Genomic DNA, 19,437 nt, shown 5'->3' with positions numbered 1-19,437 from the left:
CCCTCCCAGGAGTATATCCATGGCTGACTCGGCCCCCTTCGCCTCGACCGCCTTTGCCTCGACCCTCGCCGCCGACGCCGCCATGGTCACCGAACTGGCCGCGATCGCGTCCTGGGCCCAGATCGGGCGCGGCGACGAGAAACACGCCGACCAACTGGCCGTCGACGCCATGCGCACGGCGCTGAACCGCCTGGACATCGACGGCAAGATCGTCATCGGCGAGGGCGAGCGCGACGAGGCGCCGATGCTGTACATCGGCGAGAAGGTGGGCACGGGCAAAGGGCCGGCCATCGACATCGCCCTGGACCCTCTGGAGGGCACCACATTGACGGCCAAGGCCATGGCCAATGCCCTGACCGTGCTGTCCATGTCTGCCGGTGGCGGCATGCTGCACGCGCCCGACACCTATATGGACAAGATCGCGATCGGCCCCGGCTACGCGCCCGGGACCGTCGACCTGGACATGACGCCGGGCGACAACGTTCGCTCCCTGGCCTCGGCCAAAGGTGTGCGTCCGGAGCAGATCACCGTCTGCGTGATGGACCGTCCACGGCACGAAGCCCTCATCGCCGCCCTGCGCGAGGTCGGGGCCAAGGTCATGCTGATCACCGACGGCGACGTAGCCGGCGTGATCCATACGGCCGAGCCCGAGACCGGGATCGACATGTACCTGGGCTCCGGCGGGGCTCCCGAGGGCGTCCTGGCGGCCTCGGCGCTGAAATGCGTCGGCGGGCATTTCCAGGGCCGGCTGCTGTTCCGCAACGACGACGAACGGGCCCGGGCCCAGCGCACCGGCGTGACCGACTTCAACCGCAAATACGACCTGCACGAACTGGTCTCGAAGGATGCCGTCTTCGCCGCCACCGGGGTCACCAAGGGCGCGATGCTGGACGGGGTGCAGATGGGTGCCGCCTTCGTCACCACCCACACCGTGGTGATGGACTCCTCGACCCGCACGGTGCGCCGCATCCGCACGACGCGCCCGCTTTGACGGAGCGGGGCTGATGGCCGACGGACCTCCGGCCGCGCCACTGACGCCGGGGTTCCTCGGCGTCTCGCGCTCGCTCTCGGACAGAGCCTGGCGCCAGCGCCCGGCCGAGACGCCGGTGATTCGCGCCCATATGCAGGGTCTGGGCCTGGCCGAACCTCTGGCTCGAGCCTTGGCGGCCCGCGGCGTGAAACCGGAGGAGGGGGCTGACTTCCTCGAACCGACGCTGAAGGCCCTGTTCCCAAACCCGTCCTGCTTCATGGACATGGATATCGCCGCCGCGGCGATCGTCTCTGCGATCGAGGCCGGCGAGCGCATTCACGTCTTCGCAGACTATGACGTCGACGGGGCCTCCAGCGCGGCCCTGCTGGTGCGCTGGTTCCGGGCCCTCGGTCGCGACCTGCCGATCTATGTTCCCGACCGACTGACCGAGGGCTACGGCCCCAGTCCGATGGCGTTCGACCGGCTGAAGGCCTCCGGCGCCGACCTGGTCATCACCGTCGATTGCGGAGCCGCCGCCAACGAGGCCATCGCCTATGCCTGCGGCATCGGGCTTGGGGTCGTGGTCATCGACCACCACCTGATGCGCGAGGAGCCGCCGGCCTGTATCGCCGTGGTCAATCCGAATCGGCCAGGGGATACCTCCGGTCAGGGCAATCTGGCGGCGGCGGGCGTGGTCTTCGTGCTGCTGGCCGCCCTGAACCGCGAGGCGCGTCAGCGGGGGCTGTTCTCCGAGACGAAGGAGCCGGACATCCGCCAGTGGCTGGATCTGGCGGCCTTGGGGGCGATCTGCGACGTCACCGGTCTGACGGGCTTCAACCGGGCCCTCACGAGTCTGGGGCTTAAGGTCATGTCCAGCTGGGGGAACCCCGGCCTGAGGGCCCTGCTGGCCGTCGCCGGCGGTGAGCCGGGCCCGGCCAAGTCCAGCCACGCCGGCTTCATCCTGGGCCCGCGAATCAATGCCGGAGGGCGAATCGGCCGCGCCGACCTGGGCGCGCGCCTGCTGTCGACCGACGATCCTGATGAGGCGCGGGCGCTGGCCGAGGAGCTGGACGCCCTGAACATCGCGCGCCGCGAGGTCGAGCGCCAGGTCACCGAAACAGCGACCCGGCGCGTCGAGGCGGCCGGGCACCATGTCGACGGCTCCGCCGTCGTCGTCGTCTCGGGAGAGGACTGGCACCCCGGCGTGGTCGGGATCGTCGCCGGGCGACTGCGCGAGCGCTGGCGCAAGCCCGTCGTGGTGATCGGCATCGACGCTGTGGCGGGGGTCGGCAAGGGCTCCGGACGGTCTCAGCCGGGCATGAACCTGGGCCGCGCGATCCAGGCGGCCTGGCGCGAGGGACTGCTGCTCGCCGGGGGCGGTCACGCCATGGCGGCGGGGCTGACGGTGCGTCCCGACGGCGTCGAGGCTCTGCGCGACTTCCTGAATGCGACCATGGCGGGCGAGCAGGCGGACGCCGAGGCGCTGGACTGGGTCGAGGTCGACGCCCTGATCGAACCGGCGGTGGCGACGCGGGCCCTGTTCGAGGGGTTCGAACGTCTGGCCCCCTTCGGACCGGCCAATCCCGAGCCGCTGTTTGCCTTGTCCGGCGTGCAGGCGCGCGAACCGATGGCCATGAACGGCGGCCATGTCCGGTGCCGTCTGGTGGGGGCCGACGGGGCCTCGATCAAGGCCATCGCCTGGCGTTGCGCCGACCTTCCCTCGGGCAAGGCTCTGCTGGCGGGGCAGGGTGGACTGAGCGTGGTCGGTCGTCTGAAGGCGGACGACTGGAACGGTCGCAAGGGCGTGCAGTTCGAGATCGAGGACGTCGCAGACCCACGTATGGCCAGTTAGTTCGAAAGGCCGCTTGCGCCCCCCGAAATCGCCCGCTATATCGCCCGCTCTCGCGCAGCGGTCCCTTCGTCTATCGGTTAGGACGTCAGGTTTTCAACCTGAAAAGAGGGGTTCGACTCCCCTAGGGACTGCCACGCGGGATTGTCTCCCAAAGCCTCAGAATCGCTTGATCCGCACCGGCTAGGGGTGGGTGGTCATCATCGCATGACGCGTGTCCTCCACGACCCACTTGCGTATTTGTGCTTAAAAAACCGACATTTTTGCCTTTTCATGGCTTCGTAGAACCGTGTTAAACAAACACCGTCCCGCTTAGAGTGCGGACGGGGGGCTGTACGTGTCTGACTTTGAGAGCCTGGAGGCGACCGACGCGGTCCGTGTCGCCGGGCATGTAAAATGGTTCGATCCGGGCAAGGGCTACGGCTTCATCGTGCCCGAGGATCCCAGTCGCACGGGCCACCAGGACGTGCTTCTCCACATCAGCAGCCTGCGCGAGCTCGGCCGCGAAGCCGCCCAAGAGGGCGCGGCCATCGAGTGCGACTGTGCCCGACGCGCCAAGGGGTGGCAGGTGGTTCAGATCCACAAGCTGGAAGAGGGCACCCCGGACGCGCCCGCGCCACGCCGTTCGGGCTATGAGGCCCTGCGGGCGGACGAACGAAGCCTGTCCGCGCTGGGCGCGTCGGTCGGCACGCTGGAGCCGGCGATCGTGAAATGGTTCAACCGCACCAAGGGCTATGGATTCGTGGTGCGTGAAACCGATCCGGGCGATATCTTCGTCCATATCGAAACGCTTCGCCGCTGTGGACTGGACGATCTGGTGCCGGGCGAGGTGGTCGCGGTACGATTCGCGTCGGGTCCCAAGGGGCTCGTCGTCGCTGAAATCAACCGGGCGGGTGATGCCGCCCGAAAGGGCGGACATGCTGTCGAGACGTTTTCTGATCACCCTGGGTCTGAGCCTGTCGCTGATGGTGGCGGGCTGCGCCAAGGAGCCCCCTCCGACAGACGCCGCCGGTCGGCCGCTGGAAGCCCTGACCATCGTGACCGCCAGCGGCGAGCACGCCTTCCTGGTCGAGATCGCCGATGACGCCGCCGAGCAGGAGCGCGGCCTGATGTTCCGTCCGCCGCTGGCGGATGACCGCGGCATGCTGTTCCAGTTCCCCGTGGCCGAGGAGCAGGGCTTCTGGATGAAGAACACGCCCAGTTCCCTCGACATCATCTATATCGACCCGACGGGCCGCATCGTCTCGATCGCGAGCCACGCCGTGCCCTATTCGGAGGTCACCCTGCCGTCCAACGGCGCCGCCAACGGCGTACTGGAGCTGCGCGCCGGTCGCGCGGAGGAGATCGGGGCCGTGCCTGGCGCGAGGGTGAAACACCCTTTCTTCAAGCCGTAGGACGATCGGACGTTGCAGCGGCGGACGGTTGCTGGCAGACACCTCCGCCGGAGTGTAGCGCAGCCTGGTAGCGCATCTGGTTTGGGACCAGAGGGTCGGAGGTTCGAATCCTCTCACTCCGACCATGACCCTTTTTTGGGGCTACCGCTCGACGCGCGGCGTCTCGCTGCTTAAGCCCCGCCGGTGGGTTCGCGTCGAACCGGGCCTCACCCAACGATGAGACCACCCATGCTGGCCCGCATCTATCGCCCCGCCAAGACCGCGATGCAGTCCGGTAAGGCCAAGACCAAGGATTGGCGCCTGGATTTCGAGCCGGCCTCGGCTCGGACCATCGATCCCTTGATGGGCTGGACCAGTTCGACCGACATGAACGGTCAGGTCCGCCTGTCCTTCGAAACCCGCGAGGAAGCGATCGCCTATGCCGAGCGCTATGGCATCCCCTTCAGACTGCATGAGCCGCAGGAGCCACCGGTGATCCTGAAGGCCTATGCCGACAACTTCGCCACCGGCCGCAAACAGCCCTGGACGCATTGAGCGAAGGGGCGGCTATCGCTCGACGCGCGGCGTCTTGCTGCTTGAGCCGCAGGAAGGCCAGGCGCTTGAGCCGGGGCGCGCTTTGCGGCTAACCGTTCCACCCGAGCACCCATAGCTCAACCGGATAGAGCACCCGCCTTCTAAGCGGGATGTTGCAGGTTCGAGTCCTGCTGGGTGCGCCACCTCGTCCTCGAAGGATCAACCGATGTCAGACGTCCGTAACCAGACCCTGCAAGGCCGCCTGACCCTGGACGGCAAGACCTTCACTGACTGCGAGTTTCAGAACGCGCAGCTGGTCTACAAGGGCGGGGTCCAGCCCGCCTTCGTCAACTGTCGCTTCACCCAGAGCCAGTTCGTGTTCGAGGACGAGGCGGCCAATACGGTAAACTTCCTGCGCGGCATGCTTCGGCCGCAAACGGGCCTGCGCGGCTTCGTCACCGGCATGATGCCGGAGATCGGCGGCTAGGCGTTCGGCCAGCCGTCCAGTCCGGCGGCGAGATCGGCGATCAGATCAGCCGGATCCTCAAGGCCGATGTGAAGCCGCAGCAGAGGTCCCTCGAGCACAGGTGCGGTCTCGCGCCAGGCCATCTGCGGCGTTTCAAACGTGATCAGGCTTTCGAACCCGCCCCACGAATAGCCGAGCCCGAACAGGCGCAGCCCATCCAGCAGGGCGTGGGCGGCCGCCGCGTCGCCGCCACGCATCACCACCCCGAACAGGGAGGCCGCGCCCGTGTAGTCCCGCGTCCAGAGCCCATAGGATGGATCGCGAGCCAGGGCCGGGTAGAGGACGCGCGACACCTCGGGCCGGCCGGCCAGCCAGTCAGCGACCCGGAGCGCTGATCGCGCCTGTTCCGCGTAGCGCAGCGGCAGGGTGCGCAGCCCGCGCAGGGCCAGCCAGGCGTCGTCGGGCGAGACGCACAGCCCCAGGTCCTCGACCGTATCCGCGATCGCCTTGCGGATCGCCGGATCGCGGGCTGTCGCGGCCCCCAGCATCAGGTCGGAGTGGCCTCCGAAATATTTGGTCAGGGCCTGGGTGCTGACGTCGACGCCGTGCATGAGGGGCTTGAAGGCGAGCCCCGCCGCCCAGGTGTTGTCGATCACGGTCAGAACACCGCGGGCCCGCGCCGCGGCCACCAGAGCCGGTACGTCGATCATCTCGAACGTCAGCGAGGCCGGCGATTCGATCAGCATCACTCGGGTCCGCTCGCCGATTCGGGCGGCGACGCTGTCCGCGGGTTCGCCCGACGGATGGAAGCGGGTGGTCACGCCCCGCGCCGCCATATGCCGGGTCAGGAACCGACGCACCGGCCCGTAGACGGCGTCCGTGGTCAGGATTTCGTCGCCAGGGCGGCTCAGAGCGAGCAGGGGAAGGGTGACGGCCGAAAGCCCCGACGGCGTCAGCCACGCCTCCTCGGCGCGCTCCAGATCGACCAGGGCCTGTCGCAGCGCGGTCTGGGACGCCGTCCCCTCGATCCCGTAGAGCGGCCCCAGCGACCCGTCGCGCATCTCGGCGACCGAATCGGACAGCAGGGTCGAGGCCCGTTCGATCGAAGGATTGACGGGTCGGCGTCCGCCGCCGCGACGGGTGGCGGGGGCGATCAGGCGGGTACGGTCGGAAAGCGGCTCCATGGGCCTCTCCATGGGTTGCGAACAGATCGCCAAAGGCCTCTAAAGCTTCGGGGGCGCAAGGGGCGGCAAGGTCGTCGTCACGGCAAGGCGCGGAGAGACCATGGGCGTGCGAGCCACGGCTTTTCTGAAACGGTCGGCGATCCTGGGCCTGATCGGTTTTATGGCGGCCTGCGGCGGCGGCGAAGACGAGGCGACCCCGCCCGATGCTCCCCTTTCCACGCGTCCAACGACCCCCACGGGGACCGTCCCCGTCAGCCCCACCCTGACCGCCGTCAAAAAGCGCGGCCGCCTCAATTGCGGGGTGAACGAGGGTCTGGTCGGGTTCGCCTACACCGACAACCGGGGCGAATGGCGGGGGTTCGACGTCGACTTCTGCCGCGGTCTGGCCGCCGCCATCTTCGGCGATCCCGAGGCGGTGCGATTCGTGCCCCTGACCGCTCAGAACCGGTTCCAGGCGCTGGAAGACGGGCGCATCGACGTCCTGTGGCGCAATACCTCCTGGACGATGGAGCGCGATACGGCGGGTGTGCATAGCTTCGCCGGGATCAACTATTACGACGGCCAGGGCTTTCTGGTCCGCCGGACCCTGGCGCTGAACAGCGCCGTCGAGCTGAACGGAGCCCGGGTCTGCGTTCAGTCGGGCTCGACCAGCGCCCTGAACGTCGATGACTTCTTCCGCAGCCGCGGCATCGAATACCGCGCCGTCGTGCTGCCGACGGAAGAGGCCGCCCGTCAGGCCTATGGGCGAGAGGATTGCGACACCTTCTCCGCCGACGTCTCGGCCCTGGCGGCGGCCAGGACAACGCTCTCCGATCCGGCGCAACATGTGATCCTGCCGGACGTCATCTCCAAGGAACCCCTGGGCCCGGTGGTTCGGCGCGGCGACGAACAGTGGACCGCCATCGTGCGCTGGACCCAGAACGCCCTGATCCTGGCCGAGGAGATGGGCGTCACGCAAGCCAATGTGGAGGCCCAGGTCGAAGAGGCGCGCGATCCGCGGGTCCGTCGCCTGCTGGGGGCGGAAGGCGATTTCGGAACGCGGATGGGCCTGTCGAACGCCTGGGCGCGCGACGCCGTCGCCGGGGTGGGGAACTACGGAGAGATCTTCGACCGAAATCTGGGGTCGCAATCGGCGCTCGACCTGGCGCGTGGTCTCAATGCACAATGGAACGCGCGACCGGCGGGCCTGATCTACGGCCTGCCGGTGCGCTGAAATCCGGTCGGCCTGCCGACGCTGCGGCCGACACCTCTGAGGGACGAATGAACACGACGAAAAAGGGCGGCATCGCCCTCCACTGGCTGATGTTGATCGGCTTCACGATCGGCCTGGCCGGGGGACTGTTCGTCAATCAGGCCGTCGGGCCTGATGACTACTGGGTCCAGTTCGTCACCTCGAACATCACGGGACCGGCCGGGCAGATCTTCCTGCGCCTGCTGTTCATGCTGGTGATCCCGCTGCTGTTCTCCGCCCTGGTGGTCGGCGTGGCCGAGATGGGCGATCTGAAGTCGCTGGGTCGGGCAGGGATCAAGACCCTGCTGCTGACCATCGTGGTGTCCGGCATCGCCGTGCTGATCGGCATCGGCATGGTCAACTTCTTCCGGCCGGGCGACGGCGTCGATCCCGTCCTGGCCCAGCAGCTGCTGGCGCAGGGGGCCGAGGGCGCTTCCGCCATCGTCGAGCGGGCCCCGGAGACCATCCAGTTCGGCCAGTTCTTCCTCGACCTGATCCCCTCCAACGTCTTCACCGCCGCGTCGGAGAACCAGATCCTGCCGGTGATGGTCTTCGCCCTGTTCTTCGGGATCGGCCTGGTCATGGCCAAATCCCCGGCGACGGACCGGCTGCAGCAGGTGATCGAGGGGATCCTCGAGGTCACGATGAAGCTGATCAACCTTGTGATCAAACTGGCTCCGATCGCCATCGCCTGCCTGATGTTCAATCTGGCGGCCCTGTTCGGCTGGGACCTGCTGGTGCGGCTGGCGGCCTTCGTCGGGGTGGCCGTGGGCGCCATGGCGATCCACATGTTCGTGGTCTATCCGATGGTGGTCTGGATCGGCGGCGGGATGAACCCGGTGACCTTCTTCCGCGGCGTGCGCGCACCCATGGTCGTGGCCTTCTCGACCGCCTCGTCCAACGCCGCCCTGCCGGTCGCCCTGAAGGCCGCCGACGAACAGCTGCACCTGCCGCGCAAGATCGCCCGCTTCGTCCTGACCGTCGGGGCCACGGCCAACCAGAACGGCACGGCCCTGTTCGAGGGGGTGACGGTGCTGTTCCTGGCCCAGTTCTTCCAGGTCGACCTGACGATCACCCAGCAGGTGGTGGTGATGCTGGTCTGCATCCTCGGCGGCGTCGGCACGGCGGGTGTGCCGGCGGGATCGCTGCCGGTCGTGGCCATGATCCTGGTCATGGTCGGGGTGCCGGCCGAGGGGATCGGCCTGATCCTCGGCGTCGACCGCTTCCTGGACATGTGCCGCACGACGCTGAACGTCACCGGTGACCTGGTGCTGGCCACCGTGGTGTCGCGTGGCGAGACGGACGACGTCGTCGCCAAGACCGCGCCCTATCCGGCCGCGCCGTCCGTCTGACGCGTCAGGGGCCGGTCACGACCGCCGTGTCGGCCCGACCGCCCCATTCGGCCCAGGAGCCGTCGTAGAGGACGCTGTCCTGGCCCAGCTCGGCCAGGGCCAGGGTCAGGATGGCGGCCGTCACGCCCGAGCCGCAGCTGGTAATGATTGGCCGGTCGAAGGCCACGCCCGCCTCGGCGAATCGCGCTCGCAGGGCGTCGCGCTCCAGCAGGCGTCCGTCGTCGCCGAGCACGGACAGGAAGGGCAGGTTCAGGGCGCCCGGCATGTGTCCGGAGCGCAGGCCGGCGCGGGGCTCGGCCGCCTCACCCGCGAATCGCGCCGCCGGTCGGGCATCCAGAATTTGCGCCTCGCCACCCAGGGCGGACAGGACCAGGGGCAGGTCGGCGACCGCGCCGTCCCACCTCGAGGCGGCAAAGCGGGCCGGGGTCGGCGACGCTGCGGGGCCGGTGTCCAGGCGGCGGCCTTCGGCCCGCCAGCGCGGCAGGCCGCCGTCCAGCACGCGGACGTCGGCGGCGCCCATCAAGCGAAACGTCCACCAGACCCGCGGCGCGGATCGCAGGCCGACCGTGTCATAGACGACGATCGTATCGGTCTCCGCGATGCCCAGGCCACCCGCCGCCTCGGCGAAGGCTGCGGCAGTCGGAAGCATGTGCGGAAGGTCGCTGCTGTGGTCTGAGACGGCCTCGAGGTCGAAGAAGACCGCGCCGGGCAGCCGGGCCTGGTCGAAATCCGCGCGGGCGTCGCGGCCGTCCAGATGCCAGGACCCATCCACGATCCGCAGCTTCGGATCGTTCAGTCGTCCGGCGAGTTCGGCGGTAGAGATCAGGGGACGATCGGTCATGACCGAACCTAACACGCAGGCGGCAGGGACGGGCAGGGGGATGCTGCGGCTGGTCCTGGGCGACCAGCTGTCGGACGGGCTCTCGGCGCTCGCCGGACTGGACGCCGCGCGCGACGTCGTCCTGATGGCCGAGGTCCGGGCCGAGGCCACCTATGTCGGTCACCACAAGCAGAAGATCGCCCTGATCTTCGCCGGCATGCGCGGCTTCGCGCTGCGGCTGGAGGCCCGCGGCGTCACCGTCCGCTACGTCCGCATCGACGATCCGGCCAACCGCCACAGCATCGCCGGCGAGCTGGAACGTGCGCTGGAGGATCAGCCGTTCGATGGCGTGGTGATGACCGAATGCGGCGAGTGGCGGCTGGCCGAGGCGCTGGCGGCCTTCGCCAGATCGACCAAATCGCCCGTAGACTTTCGCCCGGATGATCGGTTCATCTGTTCGCACGACCGGTTCCGGCATTGGGCCTCCGGCAAGTCGCAGCTGCGGATGGAGTTCTTCTATCGCGAGATGCGCAAGGAGACCGGCATCCTGCTGGATGACGGGCAGCCGGTCGGCGGCAAGTGGAACTACGACGCCGAGAACCGCAAGGGCCTGACCCGGGGCGTGCGGCCGCCGGAACGGTTGCGCATCCCGCCCGACGCCGTCGCCATCGAAGCGCTCACCGACGTCGAACGCCTGTTCCCCGGCCATTTCGGCACCACGGACCGGTTCGGCTGGCCCACGACGGCGGAACAGGCCGAGTCCGTGCTGGCCGACTTCCTAAACGAGGTCCTGCCCCGCTTCGGCGACTGGCAGGACGCCATGGCGCTGGGCGAGCCGTGGATGTGGCACGGGCTGATCTCCACCTCGCTCAATCTGGGTCTGCTGGACCCACTGGACATCTGCCGCCGCGCCGAGATCGAGTTCCGGGCCGGCCGCGCGCCGCTGAACGCCGTCGAGGGCTTTATCCGCCAGATCCTGGGATGGCGCGAGTTCGTGCGCGGGATCTATTGGCTGAAAGTGCCGGAGTATCGCCAGCGCAACTTCCTCGACGCGGATCGGGAGCTGCCCTGGTTCTACTGGTCGGGCGAGACCGACATGGCCTGCGTGGCCGATGTCGTGGCGACCACGCGAGACAACGCCTATGCCCACCATATCCAGCGGCTGATGGTGACGGGCAACCTGGCCATGCTGCTGGGCGTGCATCCCGACCCGGTCGATGACTGGTACTTGAGTGTCTATGCGGACGCCTATGAGTGGGTGGAGATGCCCAATACGCGCGGCATGGCGACCTTCGCCGACGGCGGGATCATGGGCTCCAAACCCTATGCGGCGTCCGGGGCCTATATCGACCGGATGAGCGACTACTGCGGTCCGTGCCGCTATGATGTGAAGGCCAAGACCGGTGAGAATGCATGTCCGTTCAACCGGTTGTACTGGGGTTTTCTCGAGCGGAATCGGGCGCGGCTGCGCGACAACGTCCGCCTCGCCATGCCCTATCGGACCCTGGAGAATTTCGGCCCCGAGCGCCGCGCCGCCCTGCTGACCGAGGCGGAGGCGACCCGGCTGGAGCTCGGAGCCGTGGTCAGGTCCGAGTGAGCGCCAGCTGGATCACATCGGTACGGCGCGAGCGGAAGCCGGCCTCGCAATAGGCGAGGTAGAACCGCCACAGCCGTCGGAACCGGGCGTCGAAGCCGCCCATCCGACGGATGTCGCCCCAGGCCGCCTGGAAACGCTGGTCCCAGGCCTGCAGGGTATCGGCGTAGTCGATCCCGAACCGATCGACGCTGTCCCAGCCCAGGCCCGCCGCTTCCACCACCGGCCGCAGCCGGGTCTCGCTCGGCAGCATGCCGCCGGGGAAGACGTATTTCTGGATGAAGTCGGTCCGGGCGTTGTACTCCTCGAACAGCGCATCCTGGATGGTGATGATCTGCAGCCCGGCGCGGCCGCCCGGCTTCAGCACGTCGTGGACCTTGTCGAAATAGGCCCCCCAGTATTCTTTCCCGACCGCCTCGAACATCTCGATCGAGGCCACACGGTCGAAGGTGCCGGTGACGTCGCGATAGTCCATCAGCCGGATGTCGACCCGGTCCGATAGACCCGCGTTGAACAGCCGCTGACGCGCCAGGTCGTGCTGCTCCTGCGAGATCGTGACGCCCGTGACCGTGGCCCCGACCTCGCGCGCGGCGTAGTCGGCGAATCCACCCCAGCCGCAGCCGATCTCGAGCACGCTCATGCCGGGCTTCAGCGCCATGGCCCGCGCCAGGGTCTCGTATTTGCGCCTCTGGGCCACCTCCAGGGGTTCGGATGGGCTGGAGAAACGCGCCGCTGAATAGGTCATCGTGCCGTCCAGCCATGCGGCGTAGAAGGCATTGCCCAGATCATAGTGGGCGGTGATGTTCTTCTTCGAGCCGCTGCGACTGTTGCGATTCAGCTTGTGCCCGATCCAGTTGACCGCCAGCATCAGCACATTGCCGTCGAACAGCCGGCGGATATGATCGTAGTTGCTGGCCAGGGTCTCCAGCAGCACCGCCAGATGCGGACTGTCCCATTCCCCGGCCATATAGCCCTCGGCATAGCCGATATCGCCATTGGCCAGGACCCGGGCGGCGAACCGGTAGTCGAGCACGGTCATGACGGCGTTCGGTCCCGGGGTCTCCCCCTCCAGCCGGTGCACCTCGCCATTCGGCAGGGTCAGGGTCAGACGGCCATAGGTCCAATTGGCCGACAGCAGACGGATCAGCAGCGAGAAGACACGCGGCGTCCGGTCGAGGGCAACATGGGTCTGGGCGGTCTGTACGGTCATCGACGCAAGCCTGAAGCCAAGCTTGAAGCGCCGTCAATCGCCTGCGGCATCGTGTCTTTCGGCGGACACGGTCTTGAGGGCGGCCAGGGCGCGCAGTCGAGCCTTGGCGTGATCCACGATCGGACGGGGGTAGGTTGTCCCCAGTCGGACGCCGGCGTCGCGCAGGACCTCGGGCGGGGCCTCCCAGGGCGCGTGGACCCAGCGGGCCGGAAGCTGAGCCAGCTCCGGGCACCAGCGTTTGACGTAGAGACCGTCGGCATCGAACTTCTGTCCTTGGGTGACCGGATTGAAGATTCGGAAATACGGTGAAGCATCCGCGCCGGATCCCGCCACCCACTGCCAATTCTGCGAATTGGACCCCAGATCGGCGTCCACCAGGGTGTCCCAGAACCATTCCTCACCCTGGCGCCAGTCGATCAGCAGGTCCTTGATCAGGAAGGAGGCGACGATCATCCGGACCCGGTTGTGCATCCAGCCCGTGGTCCACAGCTGGCGCATCCCGGCATCCACGATCGGATAGCCCGTTTGGCCGCGTGTCCAGGCCGCGAAGCCGGGCGCGTCCTCACGCCAGGGCAGTGCGTCGAACTCGGGCCGGAAGGCCTTTTCGGGCAGGGTGGGGAAATGGTGCAGGAGGTGGGCCGAGAAATCGCGCCAGATCAGTTCGGCGATGAACTTGTCCGCCTCGTTCGACGGCACCTTGCCCGCATCGGCCGCGTCGCGCGCCGCGCGCCAGGCCTGCCAGGGGCTGATCTCGCCGAAATGAAGATGGGGTGAAAGCCGGCTGGTCGCCGCCACCGAGGGGCGGTCTCGACCGGCAGCGTAGTCGCTGAGGCCGCCGGCGACGAACCCCTTCAAGGCCTCGGCCGCACCACGCTCTCCGGGTGTCCAGTCGAAACCCTTTGACCAGTCCGGGTTCGTAGGGCTGAGCCGCCAGGCCTTCAGATCGTCGCTGGCGAGGGCCGGAGTACCCGCGAGATCGCGCGGCCCGGTCGTATGGGCGGGCAGCTCGGCCTGGGCGCGCAGGGCCTTCATGAAAGGTGTGAAGACCTTGTAGGGGCCGCCTGAGCCGTTCAACAGGCTGCCTGGCCGCGCCAGGAGTTTGCCGTTGAATCCGCGACATTCGACGCCGTCGCCTTCCAGGGCATGGGCGATGTCCGCGTCGCGAGACCATGCGTCCGGCTCGAACAGGCGGTTCATGAAGACGGCGTCGGCTCCGGTCTCGGCGATCAGCCGGCGAAGTTCGGCCTCCGAATCGCCCCGGCGCAGGATCAGGGTCGCGCCACGCTCTTGCAGCGACGCCGCCAGCGCGGGCAGTGACCGGTCCAGCCACCAGAGCGAAGCGCCACCCTGGGCGCGCAGCCCCTTGCCCTCATCATGGATATAGACCGGCACCACGGACCGTCCGGTGGCGTGGGCCTGGTCCAGGGCCGGGTTGTCAGCCAGACGCAGGTCGCGGCGGAACCACAGGATGACGGGGGTCGCGCTGTCGGTGGCCACGCCTTGAAGCTCCGTGATAGGTTGCGGTCGGAAGCGGTCGGGACCACCTGATCGCCGCATAGGCGGCGCAAGCCAGCGACGCCAGCCGTCAGATTGTCTCTCTCGAAAGCCCGACCATGAACGTTCCTAACGCCGTCATCACCCTGTCCGGTTCCGGCATCACGACGCCCGTCGTCATCGGCGGCGGCGCGCGCATCGCCTTCATCGCCGGCCCCTGCCAGTTGGAAAGCCGCCAGCACGCGCTGGAAATGGCCCATGCGCTCAAGGAGATCGGCCAGCGTCTGAACGTCGGCATCATCTACAAGACCAGTTTCGACAAGGCCAACCGCACCAGCGCCAGCGCCGCGCGCGGGCTGGGCCTGAAGGACTCCCTGCCGATCTTCGCCGAGATCCGCGAGGTCACCGGCCTGCCGGTCCTGACCGACGTCCATTCCGAGGATCAGGCGCGCGAGGCGGCCCAGGCCGTCGACGTGCTGCAGATTCCGGCCTTTCTCAGCCGCCAGACCGATCTGCTGCTCGCGGCCGCCGCCACCGGCAAGGCCATCAACATCAAGAAGGGTCAGTTCCTGGCCCCCTGGGACATGAAGAACGTCATCGCCAAGGTGGTCGGGGCCGGTAATCCCAATGTCATGGCCTGCGAGCGCGGGGCCAGCTTCGGCTACAACACCCTGGTCAGCGACATGCGGTCCCTGCCGATCCTGCGCGAGATCGGCTGCCCGGTCGTGTTCGACGCGACCCACAGCGTGCAGCAGCCGGGCGGGCAGGGGACCTCCTCGGGCGGCCAGCGCGAGTTCGTGCCGGTCCTGGCCCGCGCCGCCGTCGCCGTGGGCGTCGACGCCGTCTTCATGGAGACCCACCAGGACCCGGACAACGCTCCCTCCGACGGCCCCAACATGGTCCCCCTGAATCAGTTCGAGGCCCTGGCCGCCGAACTGCTGGCCTATGACGACCTGTCGAAGGCGCGGATGGCCAGGGCGGCCTGATGTCGGACGCGGTTGTGTCCCAGGCCGCCGCGCTTTAGCTGGGACATCATGGCGGAACGCACTCTCGATCTCGGCACCCTGCAGGCCCTGCTGGAGCGGGCGCACGGACAGACCGTGGCCTGTGTCGGCGACCTGATGCTGGACCGCTATGTCTATGGCGACGTCAGCCGCATCTCGCCCGAGGCCCCCATCCCCGTGCTGCGCGCCCGGCGCACGGTGACCATGCCCGGCGGAGTCGGCAACGTGGCGCGCAACGTCGCGGCTCTGGGCGGCACCGCCCGGCTGGGGGGCGTGGTGGGTGAAGACGCCGCCGGGGCCGAGCTGACCGCCCTCGTCGCCGCCGAGGCCGGGATCGAGGACTTCATCGCCCGCACCGGCCCGGCCGGCACCATCGTCAAGACCCGCTATGTCTCGGGCGGCCAGCAGTTGATGCGATTGGACGAAGAGGAGACTCTGGTCGGAGCCTTCGAAAACGACGACGTGTTTTCAGGCGCTTCCGCCATTCTCCTGTCGGACTATGCCAAGGGCGTGATCTCCGAGCGACTGATCCGATCGGCGCTCTGGCAGGCGCAGAACGCGGGCATCCCCATCATCGTCGATCCCAAGGGCCGCGACTTCGCCCGCTATGGGGCCGTCGACGTCATCAAGCCCAATGCCTCCGAGCTGGCGGGGGCCACCGGCCTTCCCGTCGGGACCGACGCGGAGATCGAGGCGGCCCTGACCGCGCTCCTTGCCGCCACGACGGCGAAGGCCATCGTCGTCACCCGGGCCGGCAAGGGTATGAGCCTGATCCGGCGGGGCGAGCCGGTGCAGCATTTCCCCGGACGGGCGCGCGAGGTGTTCGACGTCTCCGGAGCCGGCGACACCGGTCTGGCGGCCCTGGGTCTTGCGCTGGGGGCCGGGGCCTCGCTGGAACAGGCGGTTCAGCTGGCCATCCTCGCCTCGGGCGTCGTGGTCGGGAAGAGCGGCACGGCCGTGGTGACCCCGGCCGAGTTGATCGAGGCCGAGGTCAGCCAGCACGCGGGGGCCGCTCTCGCCAAGGTCACGGGGCTGGACGATCTGGCGGGCGAGGTCGAGGCCTGGCGGCGTCAGGGGCTGAAGATCGGCTTCACCAACGGCTGTTTCGACATCCTGCACCGGGGCCATGTCGCCTACCTGGCCCAGGCCCGATCGTGGTGCGACCGGCTGGTGGTGGCGCTGAACACCGACGCCTCGGTTCGGCGACTGAAGGGGGAGGGGCGACCCGTCAATGATCTGGACAGCCGCGCCGTCGTCATCGGCGGCCTGGCCAGCGTCGACCGGGTCACGGCCTTCGACGATCCCACCCCGATCCGGCTGATCGAGCGGCTGCGGCCGGACGTGCTGATCAAGGGGGCCGACTATACGCGCGAGGGCGTGGTCGGCGGCGATCTGGTCGAGAGCTGGGGCGGGGAGGTGCGGCTGGCCGCCTTCACCGACGGCCATTCCACCACTGGCACGATCGCGAAGATGCAGGGCGGAGCGGGCTGATGCGGCGCATGATCGTGGTCACCGGCGGGGCCGGCTTCATCGGCTCCAACATCGTCTCGCGCCTGTGCGCCCAGGATCGCTGGGACGTCGTCGTCTGCGACCGTCTGGAGCAGGCCGATCTGGGCAAGTGGCGCAACCTGGCCAAGTCCGCCGTCGCCGACTTCTGGCAGCCGGAGGAGCTGTTCGCCCGGCTGGACCGCCACGCCGGCCAGGTCGACGCCGTCGTCCATATGGGGGCGATTTCCTCGACCACGGAGTCCGATGCCGACCTCATCCTCCGCACGAACTTCAGCCTGTCCCGCGACCTGTGGGACTGGTGCGCGGCGCACGAGGCGCGGCTGATCTATGCCTCCTCGGCCGCCACCTATGGCGACGGCACAGCGGGCTTTCAGGATGACGAATCACTGGAAGCCATCTCCAAGCTGCAGCCCCTAAACGCCTACGGTTATTCGAAAAAACTGTTCGACCAGTACGCTGTGCGCGAAGCCAGTCGCGCCCATGCTCCCAGGCAGTGGGCCGGGCTCAAGTTCTTCAACGTCTATGGGCCGAACGAGGGCCACAAGGGCGGAATGAAGTCGGTCGTCGCCCAGATCTGGCCCAAGGTGTCGGCCGGCGAGCCCGTCAGCCTGTTCCGCTCTCACCACCCGGACTATGCCGATGGGGGCCAGCTGCGCGACTTCGTCTTCGTCGATGATGTGGTCGACATCGTCGACTGGCTGCTGTGCACGCCGACCGTCAGCGGCATCTTCAACGCCGGTTCGGGCCAGGCGCGATCCTTTCTGGACCTGGCCCACGCCACCTTCGCCGCCGCAGGGCGCGATCCGGCCGTGACCTATATCGACATGCCGGAAGGCATCCGCGACCGGTACCAGTATTTCACCGAGGCTCGAATGGACCGGATCCGGTCCCTCGGCTTCGGTGGCCAATCCACGCCGCTGGAGGAGGGGGTTCGCCGCTACGTCCAGACCTATCTGTCCCAGCCGGACCCCTACCGGTGAGACTCGCGCGGCTCAGCCTGCGTCAGACCATCGGCTGGCTGGGCATTGGCCTTGTCGTGCTGATCGCCCTCGCCGTCGCCATCTGGCAGGGCGACATCCTGGAAGCGAGCCTCGATCCGGAGATTCCCTTCCAGACCTACACGCCCCCGCCCGCGCCCGACTACAGATCGGCCGACGCCTGGATCATGCGCGACATGAAGGTGCCCGGCGCGGGCGGCGCCGCGGTGTTCTTTGTGCACTCCACCACCTTCGACGGCGGTCGGGACTGGAACAGTCCGATCGGAGACTCCAAGGCCGAGGCCTATCTGAGACGGGTCGTGCTGCCGAACTATGCCGGGCCGTTCGCCCGCGCCGGGGCCATCAGCGTGCCGCGCTATCGTCAGGCCTCGCTGTATACGCGCCTGACGCTGCGCGACGACGCCCGCGATGCGCGCGCCTTCGCCTACCGGGATGTGGAACAGGCCTTCGACGCTTGGATCGCGACCCATCCGGACGGCCCCATCGTCGTCGCCGGGGTCGAGCAGGGCGCCGAATTGGCGGAACGCCTGCTGCACGATCGCTTCGACGGCGACCCAGTCCTCCGCGATCGGCTCGTGGCGGCCTATCTGATGGACAGTCTGATTCCGGTCGCGCGTTTCAACCAGGTGCCGCTCTGCGCCGAGCGAGACCAGGTCGGCTGCGCGCTGGCCTGGCGCGCGGTGCGGGCGGATGACGCGGCGGCGGCGCGTCGTCTGGTGCGCCGGGCCCTGACCTGGGACCAGTACGGGGCGCTGGTGAGCACGGAGGCGGCGGCCCTCGCCTGCGTCAATCCGGTGACCGGGTCGACGGAGATGCCGTCCGCGACCATGAGACAGAGCCGCGGCGCGACCAATGCCACCAATCTGGAATGGGGCGCGCGGCCCGCGTTTCAGAGCCGGATCGTTTCGGCCAAATGCCAGGATGGGGTGCTGTGGCATACCCAGCCGCAGGGCGAGTCCTTCCGCGATCGCGGAACCTGGGCCGAACGGCGAAAAATTCCCGCCTACAGCCTGTTCTACGCCGACATCGAATCCGACGTCGCCGAACGTCTGAAGCATTGGACAACGGTCAGTGCGGGGGCAGCGGCCTGATGGGCGACGCCGGGATCGACGGAATCATCGTCATCAATCTGGATCGCCGACCCGATCGTTGGGCAGAGTTCCAGGCCGACTGGCAGGAGATCCTGCCCTGGGCGCGCGTCGTTCGGCTGTCGGCATCCGACGGGCGTTCGATCGCCGGCTTCGGCCAGCGGCCCTGGTTCCGGGGGCGAAAGCGCGATCTCACCTGGGCCGGGCGGGCGGGGTGCGCCCTGTCGCACGGCCGGGCCCTGCGCGAGGCGCAGGCCCGAGGCTGGCGACGCGTCCTGATCCTCGAGGATGACGCCGTGCCGGCGGTCGGCGGCCGACTGCCGGCGATCCTGGCCCAGGCCGACTGGGACATGCTGTATCTGGGCGCGAGCAAGCCGCAGAATGCGGACCGGCATCCGCGCGCCGGCGTCGCGAGGATATCCGGGGCGCTCGACACCCATGCCTATGCCGTGACGGCCCCGTTGCGAGACTGGCTGATCGAGCAGCTGCCGACCGAGGCGACGGTCTGGGCCTGGATCGCGCGGGAGGGCGCGGTCGATCGCTGGATGCGCCGGGAGATCGGCCGGCGGTTTTCCATCGCCCTGTGCCAACCCATCTATGCCGGCCAGCGGATCGGTCCTTCGGACATCACCCAGAGGGTGCAGACGGTCTATGGCGGCGATGACGCCGTCGCAGGCGAGCGGTCCAATGCCTTGATCCGCAACGGGGAGCGTCTGATGAACGCCCTGAGATCGGCTCGTCGCCACGCGGTGGGCTTCTAG

Annotated in this window: 17 protein-coding genes, 3 tRNA genes and 1 pseudogene; 17 read left to right on the top strand and 4 right to left on the bottom strand. The window is 68.3% G+C overall.

Annotation, left to right across the window (positions count from 1 at the left end):
- The first annotated feature begins 19 nt into the window (after nucleotides 1-19).
- From glpX to BZG35_RS10185, 9 genes and pseudogenes are all read left to right on the top strand, one after another.
- Nucleotides 20-991: a class II fructose-bisphosphatase gene (glpX, locus tag BZG35_RS10225; protein WP_077355557.1), complete on the top strand. Its 972-nt coding sequence runs from the start codon at nucleotides 20-22 to the stop codon at nucleotides 989-991.
- A 13-nt stretch (nucleotides 992-1,004) separates the two neighbouring features.
- On the top strand, nucleotides 1,005-2,822 hold the full coding sequence (recJ, locus tag BZG35_RS10220) for a single-stranded-DNA-specific exonuclease RecJ (protein WP_077355556.1): 1,818 nt from the start codon (nucleotides 1,005-1,007) through the stop codon (nucleotides 2,820-2,822).
- A 59-nt stretch (nucleotides 2,823-2,881) separates the two neighbouring features.
- Nucleotides 2,882-2,956, top strand: a tRNA-Glu gene (locus tag BZG35_RS10215).
- A 200-nt stretch (nucleotides 2,957-3,156) separates the two neighbouring features.
- Nucleotides 3,157-3,714 (top strand): annotated as a pseudogene (locus tag BZG35_RS10210) (cold-shock protein); the annotation flags it as partial.
- Between the two features lie 142 nt (nucleotides 3,715-3,856).
- On the top strand, nucleotides 3,857-4,213 hold the full coding sequence (locus BZG35_RS10205; RefSeq protein WP_253189143.1) for a DUF192 domain-containing protein: 357 nt from the start codon (nucleotides 3,857-3,859) through the stop codon (nucleotides 4,211-4,213).
- A 48-nt stretch (nucleotides 4,214-4,261) separates the two neighbouring features.
- Nucleotides 4,262-4,338 (top strand) — tRNA-Pro (locus BZG35_RS10200).
- Nucleotides 4,339-4,441: 103 nt separating this feature from the next.
- On the top strand, nucleotides 4,442-4,747 hold the full coding sequence (locus BZG35_RS10195) for an ETC complex I subunit (protein ID WP_077355554.1): 306 nt from the start codon (nucleotides 4,442-4,444) through the stop codon (nucleotides 4,745-4,747).
- 105 nt (nucleotides 4,748-4,852) lie between these two features.
- Nucleotides 4,853-4,929: transfer RNA gene (locus tag BZG35_RS10190), tRNA-Arg, on the top strand.
- A 23-nt stretch (nucleotides 4,930-4,952) separates the two neighbouring features.
- Complete coding sequence (locus tag BZG35_RS10185; RefSeq protein ID WP_077355553.1) at nucleotides 4,953-5,213, top strand: hypothetical protein; 261 nt, start codon at nucleotides 4,953-4,955, stop codon at nucleotides 5,211-5,213.
- Here the strand turns inward: BZG35_RS10185 and metC are convergent.
- The gene (metC, locus tag BZG35_RS10180) at nucleotides 5,210-6,376 is read right to left on the bottom strand and encodes a cystathionine beta-lyase (RefSeq protein ID WP_077355552.1); all 1,167 of its coding nucleotides are present in this window, start codon (nucleotides 6,374-6,376) and stop codon (nucleotides 5,210-5,212) included. The two genes, BZG35_RS10185 and metC, sit on opposite strands and share 4 nt — an antisense overlap.
- 100 nt (nucleotides 6,377-6,476) lie before the next feature.
- Between metC and BZG35_RS10175 the strand changes: the two genes are divergently transcribed.
- Both BZG35_RS10175 and BZG35_RS10170 read left to right on the top strand, forming a co-directional pair.
- Entirely contained in the window at nucleotides 6,477-7,589 is a 1,113-nt protein-coding gene (locus BZG35_RS10175) for an amino acid ABC transporter substrate-binding protein (protein WP_077355551.1), read from the top strand.
- A 47-nt stretch (nucleotides 7,590-7,636) separates the two neighbouring features.
- Nucleotides 7,637-8,959 carry a dicarboxylate/amino acid:cation symporter gene (locus BZG35_RS10170; protein WP_077355550.1) on the top strand — a complete coding sequence of 441 codons (1,323 nt, stop codon included), beginning with the start codon at nucleotides 7,637-7,639 and terminating at the stop codon, nucleotides 8,957-8,959.
- Nucleotides 8,960-8,963: 4 nt separating this feature from the next.
- On the opposite strand, the gene sseA is transcribed toward BZG35_RS10170, so the two are convergent.
- Nucleotides 8,964-9,800, bottom strand: a complete 837-nt coding sequence (gene sseA, locus BZG35_RS10165; protein WP_077355549.1) for a 3-mercaptopyruvate sulfurtransferase — start codon at nucleotides 9,798-9,800, stop codon at nucleotides 8,964-8,966.
- On the opposite strand from sseA, the gene BZG35_RS10160 reads away from it, so the two are divergent.
- Nucleotides 9,799-11,376: a cryptochrome/photolyase family protein gene (locus BZG35_RS10160; RefSeq protein WP_077355548.1), complete on the top strand. Its 1,578-nt coding sequence runs from the start codon at nucleotides 9,799-9,801 to the stop codon at nucleotides 11,374-11,376. The two genes, sseA and BZG35_RS10160, sit on opposite strands and share 2 nt — an antisense overlap.
- On the opposite strand, the gene BZG35_RS10155 is transcribed toward BZG35_RS10160, so the two are convergent.
- Together BZG35_RS10155 and BZG35_RS10150 are read right to left on the bottom strand one after the other, a co-directional pair.
- Nucleotides 11,363-12,583, bottom strand: coding sequence for a cyclopropane-fatty-acyl-phospholipid synthase family protein (locus BZG35_RS10155; protein ID WP_077355547.1), 1,221 nt, complete (start codon nucleotides 12,581-12,583; stop codon nucleotides 11,363-11,365). The two genes, BZG35_RS10160 and BZG35_RS10155, sit on opposite strands and share 14 nt — an antisense overlap.
- A 33-nt stretch (nucleotides 12,584-12,616) precedes the next feature.
- Nucleotides 12,617-14,080 (bottom strand): deoxyribodipyrimidine photo-lyase, encoded by a 1,464-nt coding sequence (locus tag BZG35_RS10150; RefSeq protein WP_253189142.1) that lies wholly within the window; start codon nucleotides 14,078-14,080, stop codon nucleotides 12,617-12,619.
- 116 nt (nucleotides 14,081-14,196) lie between these two features.
- On the opposite strand from BZG35_RS10150, the gene kdsA reads away from it, so the two are divergent.
- From kdsA to BZG35_RS10125, 5 genes are read left to right on the top strand one after another with little or no spacing between them, the layout of a single operon-like run.
- Nucleotides 14,197-15,063, top strand: coding sequence for a 3-deoxy-8-phosphooctulonate synthase (gene kdsA / locus BZG35_RS10145; protein WP_077355545.1), 867 nt, complete (start codon nucleotides 14,197-14,199; stop codon nucleotides 15,061-15,063).
- Nucleotides 15,064-15,111: 48 nt separating this feature from the next.
- Nucleotides 15,112-16,572 carry a D-glycero-beta-D-manno-heptose 1-phosphate adenylyltransferase gene (rfaE2, locus tag BZG35_RS10140; RefSeq protein WP_077355544.1) on the top strand — a complete coding sequence of 487 codons (1,461 nt, stop codon included), beginning with the start codon at nucleotides 15,112-15,114 and terminating at the stop codon, nucleotides 16,570-16,572.
- Nucleotides 16,573-16,580: 8 nt separating this feature from the next.
- A complete protein-coding gene (gene rfaD / locus BZG35_RS10135) occupies nucleotides 16,581-17,570 on the top strand; it encodes an ADP-glyceromanno-heptose 6-epimerase (protein WP_077358027.1) in 990 nt (329 codons plus the stop codon).
- The gene (locus BZG35_RS10130) at nucleotides 17,567-18,679 is read left to right on the top strand and encodes a DUF3089 domain-containing protein (RefSeq protein ID WP_077355543.1); all 1,113 of its coding nucleotides are present in this window, start codon (nucleotides 17,567-17,569) and stop codon (nucleotides 18,677-18,679) included. Before rfaD ends, BZG35_RS10130 begins: the two co-directional genes overlap by 4 nt.
- Nucleotides 18,679-19,437: a glycosyl transferase gene (locus BZG35_RS10125; RefSeq protein ID WP_150126005.1), complete on the top strand. Its 759-nt coding sequence runs from the start codon at nucleotides 18,679-18,681 to the stop codon at nucleotides 19,435-19,437. Before BZG35_RS10130 ends, BZG35_RS10125 begins: the two co-directional genes overlap by 1 nt.

This window comes from Brevundimonas sp. LM2, assembly GCF_002002865.1.
GTDB lineage: Bacteria > Pseudomonadota > Alphaproteobacteria > Caulobacterales > Caulobacteraceae > Brevundimonas.
This window is presented reverse-complemented; position numbering and strand designations above follow the sequence as displayed.

Excerpts from the sequence above, each read along its gene's own strand:
- kdsA (WP_077355545.1), top strand. The coding sequence starts at position 14,197 with ATGAACGTTCCTAACGCCGTCATCACCCTGTCCGGTTCCGGCATCACG.
- BZG35_RS10125 (WP_150126005.1), top strand. The coding sequence starts at position 18,679 with ATGGGCGACGCCGGGATCGACGGAATCATCGTCATCAATCTGGATCGC.
- glpX (WP_077355557.1), top strand. The coding sequence starts at position 20 with ATGGCTGACTCGGCCCCCTTCGCCTCGACCGCCTTTGCCTCGACCCTC.
- recJ (WP_077355556.1), top strand. The coding sequence starts at position 1,005 with ATGGCCGACGGACCTCCGGCCGCGCCACTGACGCCGGGGTTCCTCGGC.
- BZG35_RS10170 (WP_077355550.1), top strand. The coding sequence starts at position 7,637 with ATGAACACGACGAAAAAGGGCGGCATCGCCCTCCACTGGCTGATGTTG.
- BZG35_RS10160 (WP_077355548.1), top strand. The coding sequence starts at position 9,799 with ATGACCGAACCTAACACGCAGGCGGCAGGGACGGGCAGGGGGATGCTG.
- rfaE2 (WP_077355544.1), top strand. The coding sequence starts at position 15,112 with ATGGCGGAACGCACTCTCGATCTCGGCACCCTGCAGGCCCTGCTGGAG.
- rfaD (WP_077358027.1), top strand. The coding sequence starts at position 16,581 with ATGATCGTGGTCACCGGCGGGGCCGGCTTCATCGGCTCCAACATCGTC.
- BZG35_RS10195 (WP_077355554.1), top strand. The coding sequence starts at position 4,442 with ATGCTGGCCCGCATCTATCGCCCCGCCAAGACCGCGATGCAGTCCGGT.
- BZG35_RS10185 (WP_077355553.1), top strand. The coding sequence starts at position 4,953 with ATGTCAGACGTCCGTAACCAGACCCTGCAAGGCCGCCTGACCCTGGAC.
- metC (WP_077355552.1), bottom strand. The coding sequence starts at position 6,376 with ATGGAGCCGCTTTCCGACCGTACCCGCCTGATCGCCCCCGCCACCCGT.
- sseA (WP_077355549.1), bottom strand. The coding sequence starts at position 9,800 with ATGACCGATCGTCCCCTGATCTCTACCGCCGAACTCGCCGGACGACTG.
- BZG35_RS10175 (WP_077355551.1), top strand. The coding sequence starts at position 6,477 with ATGGGCGTGCGAGCCACGGCTTTTCTGAAACGGTCGGCGATCCTGGGC.
- BZG35_RS10155 (WP_077355547.1), bottom strand. The coding sequence starts at position 12,583 with ATGACCGTACAGACCGCCCAGACCCATGTTGCCCTCGACCGGACGCCG.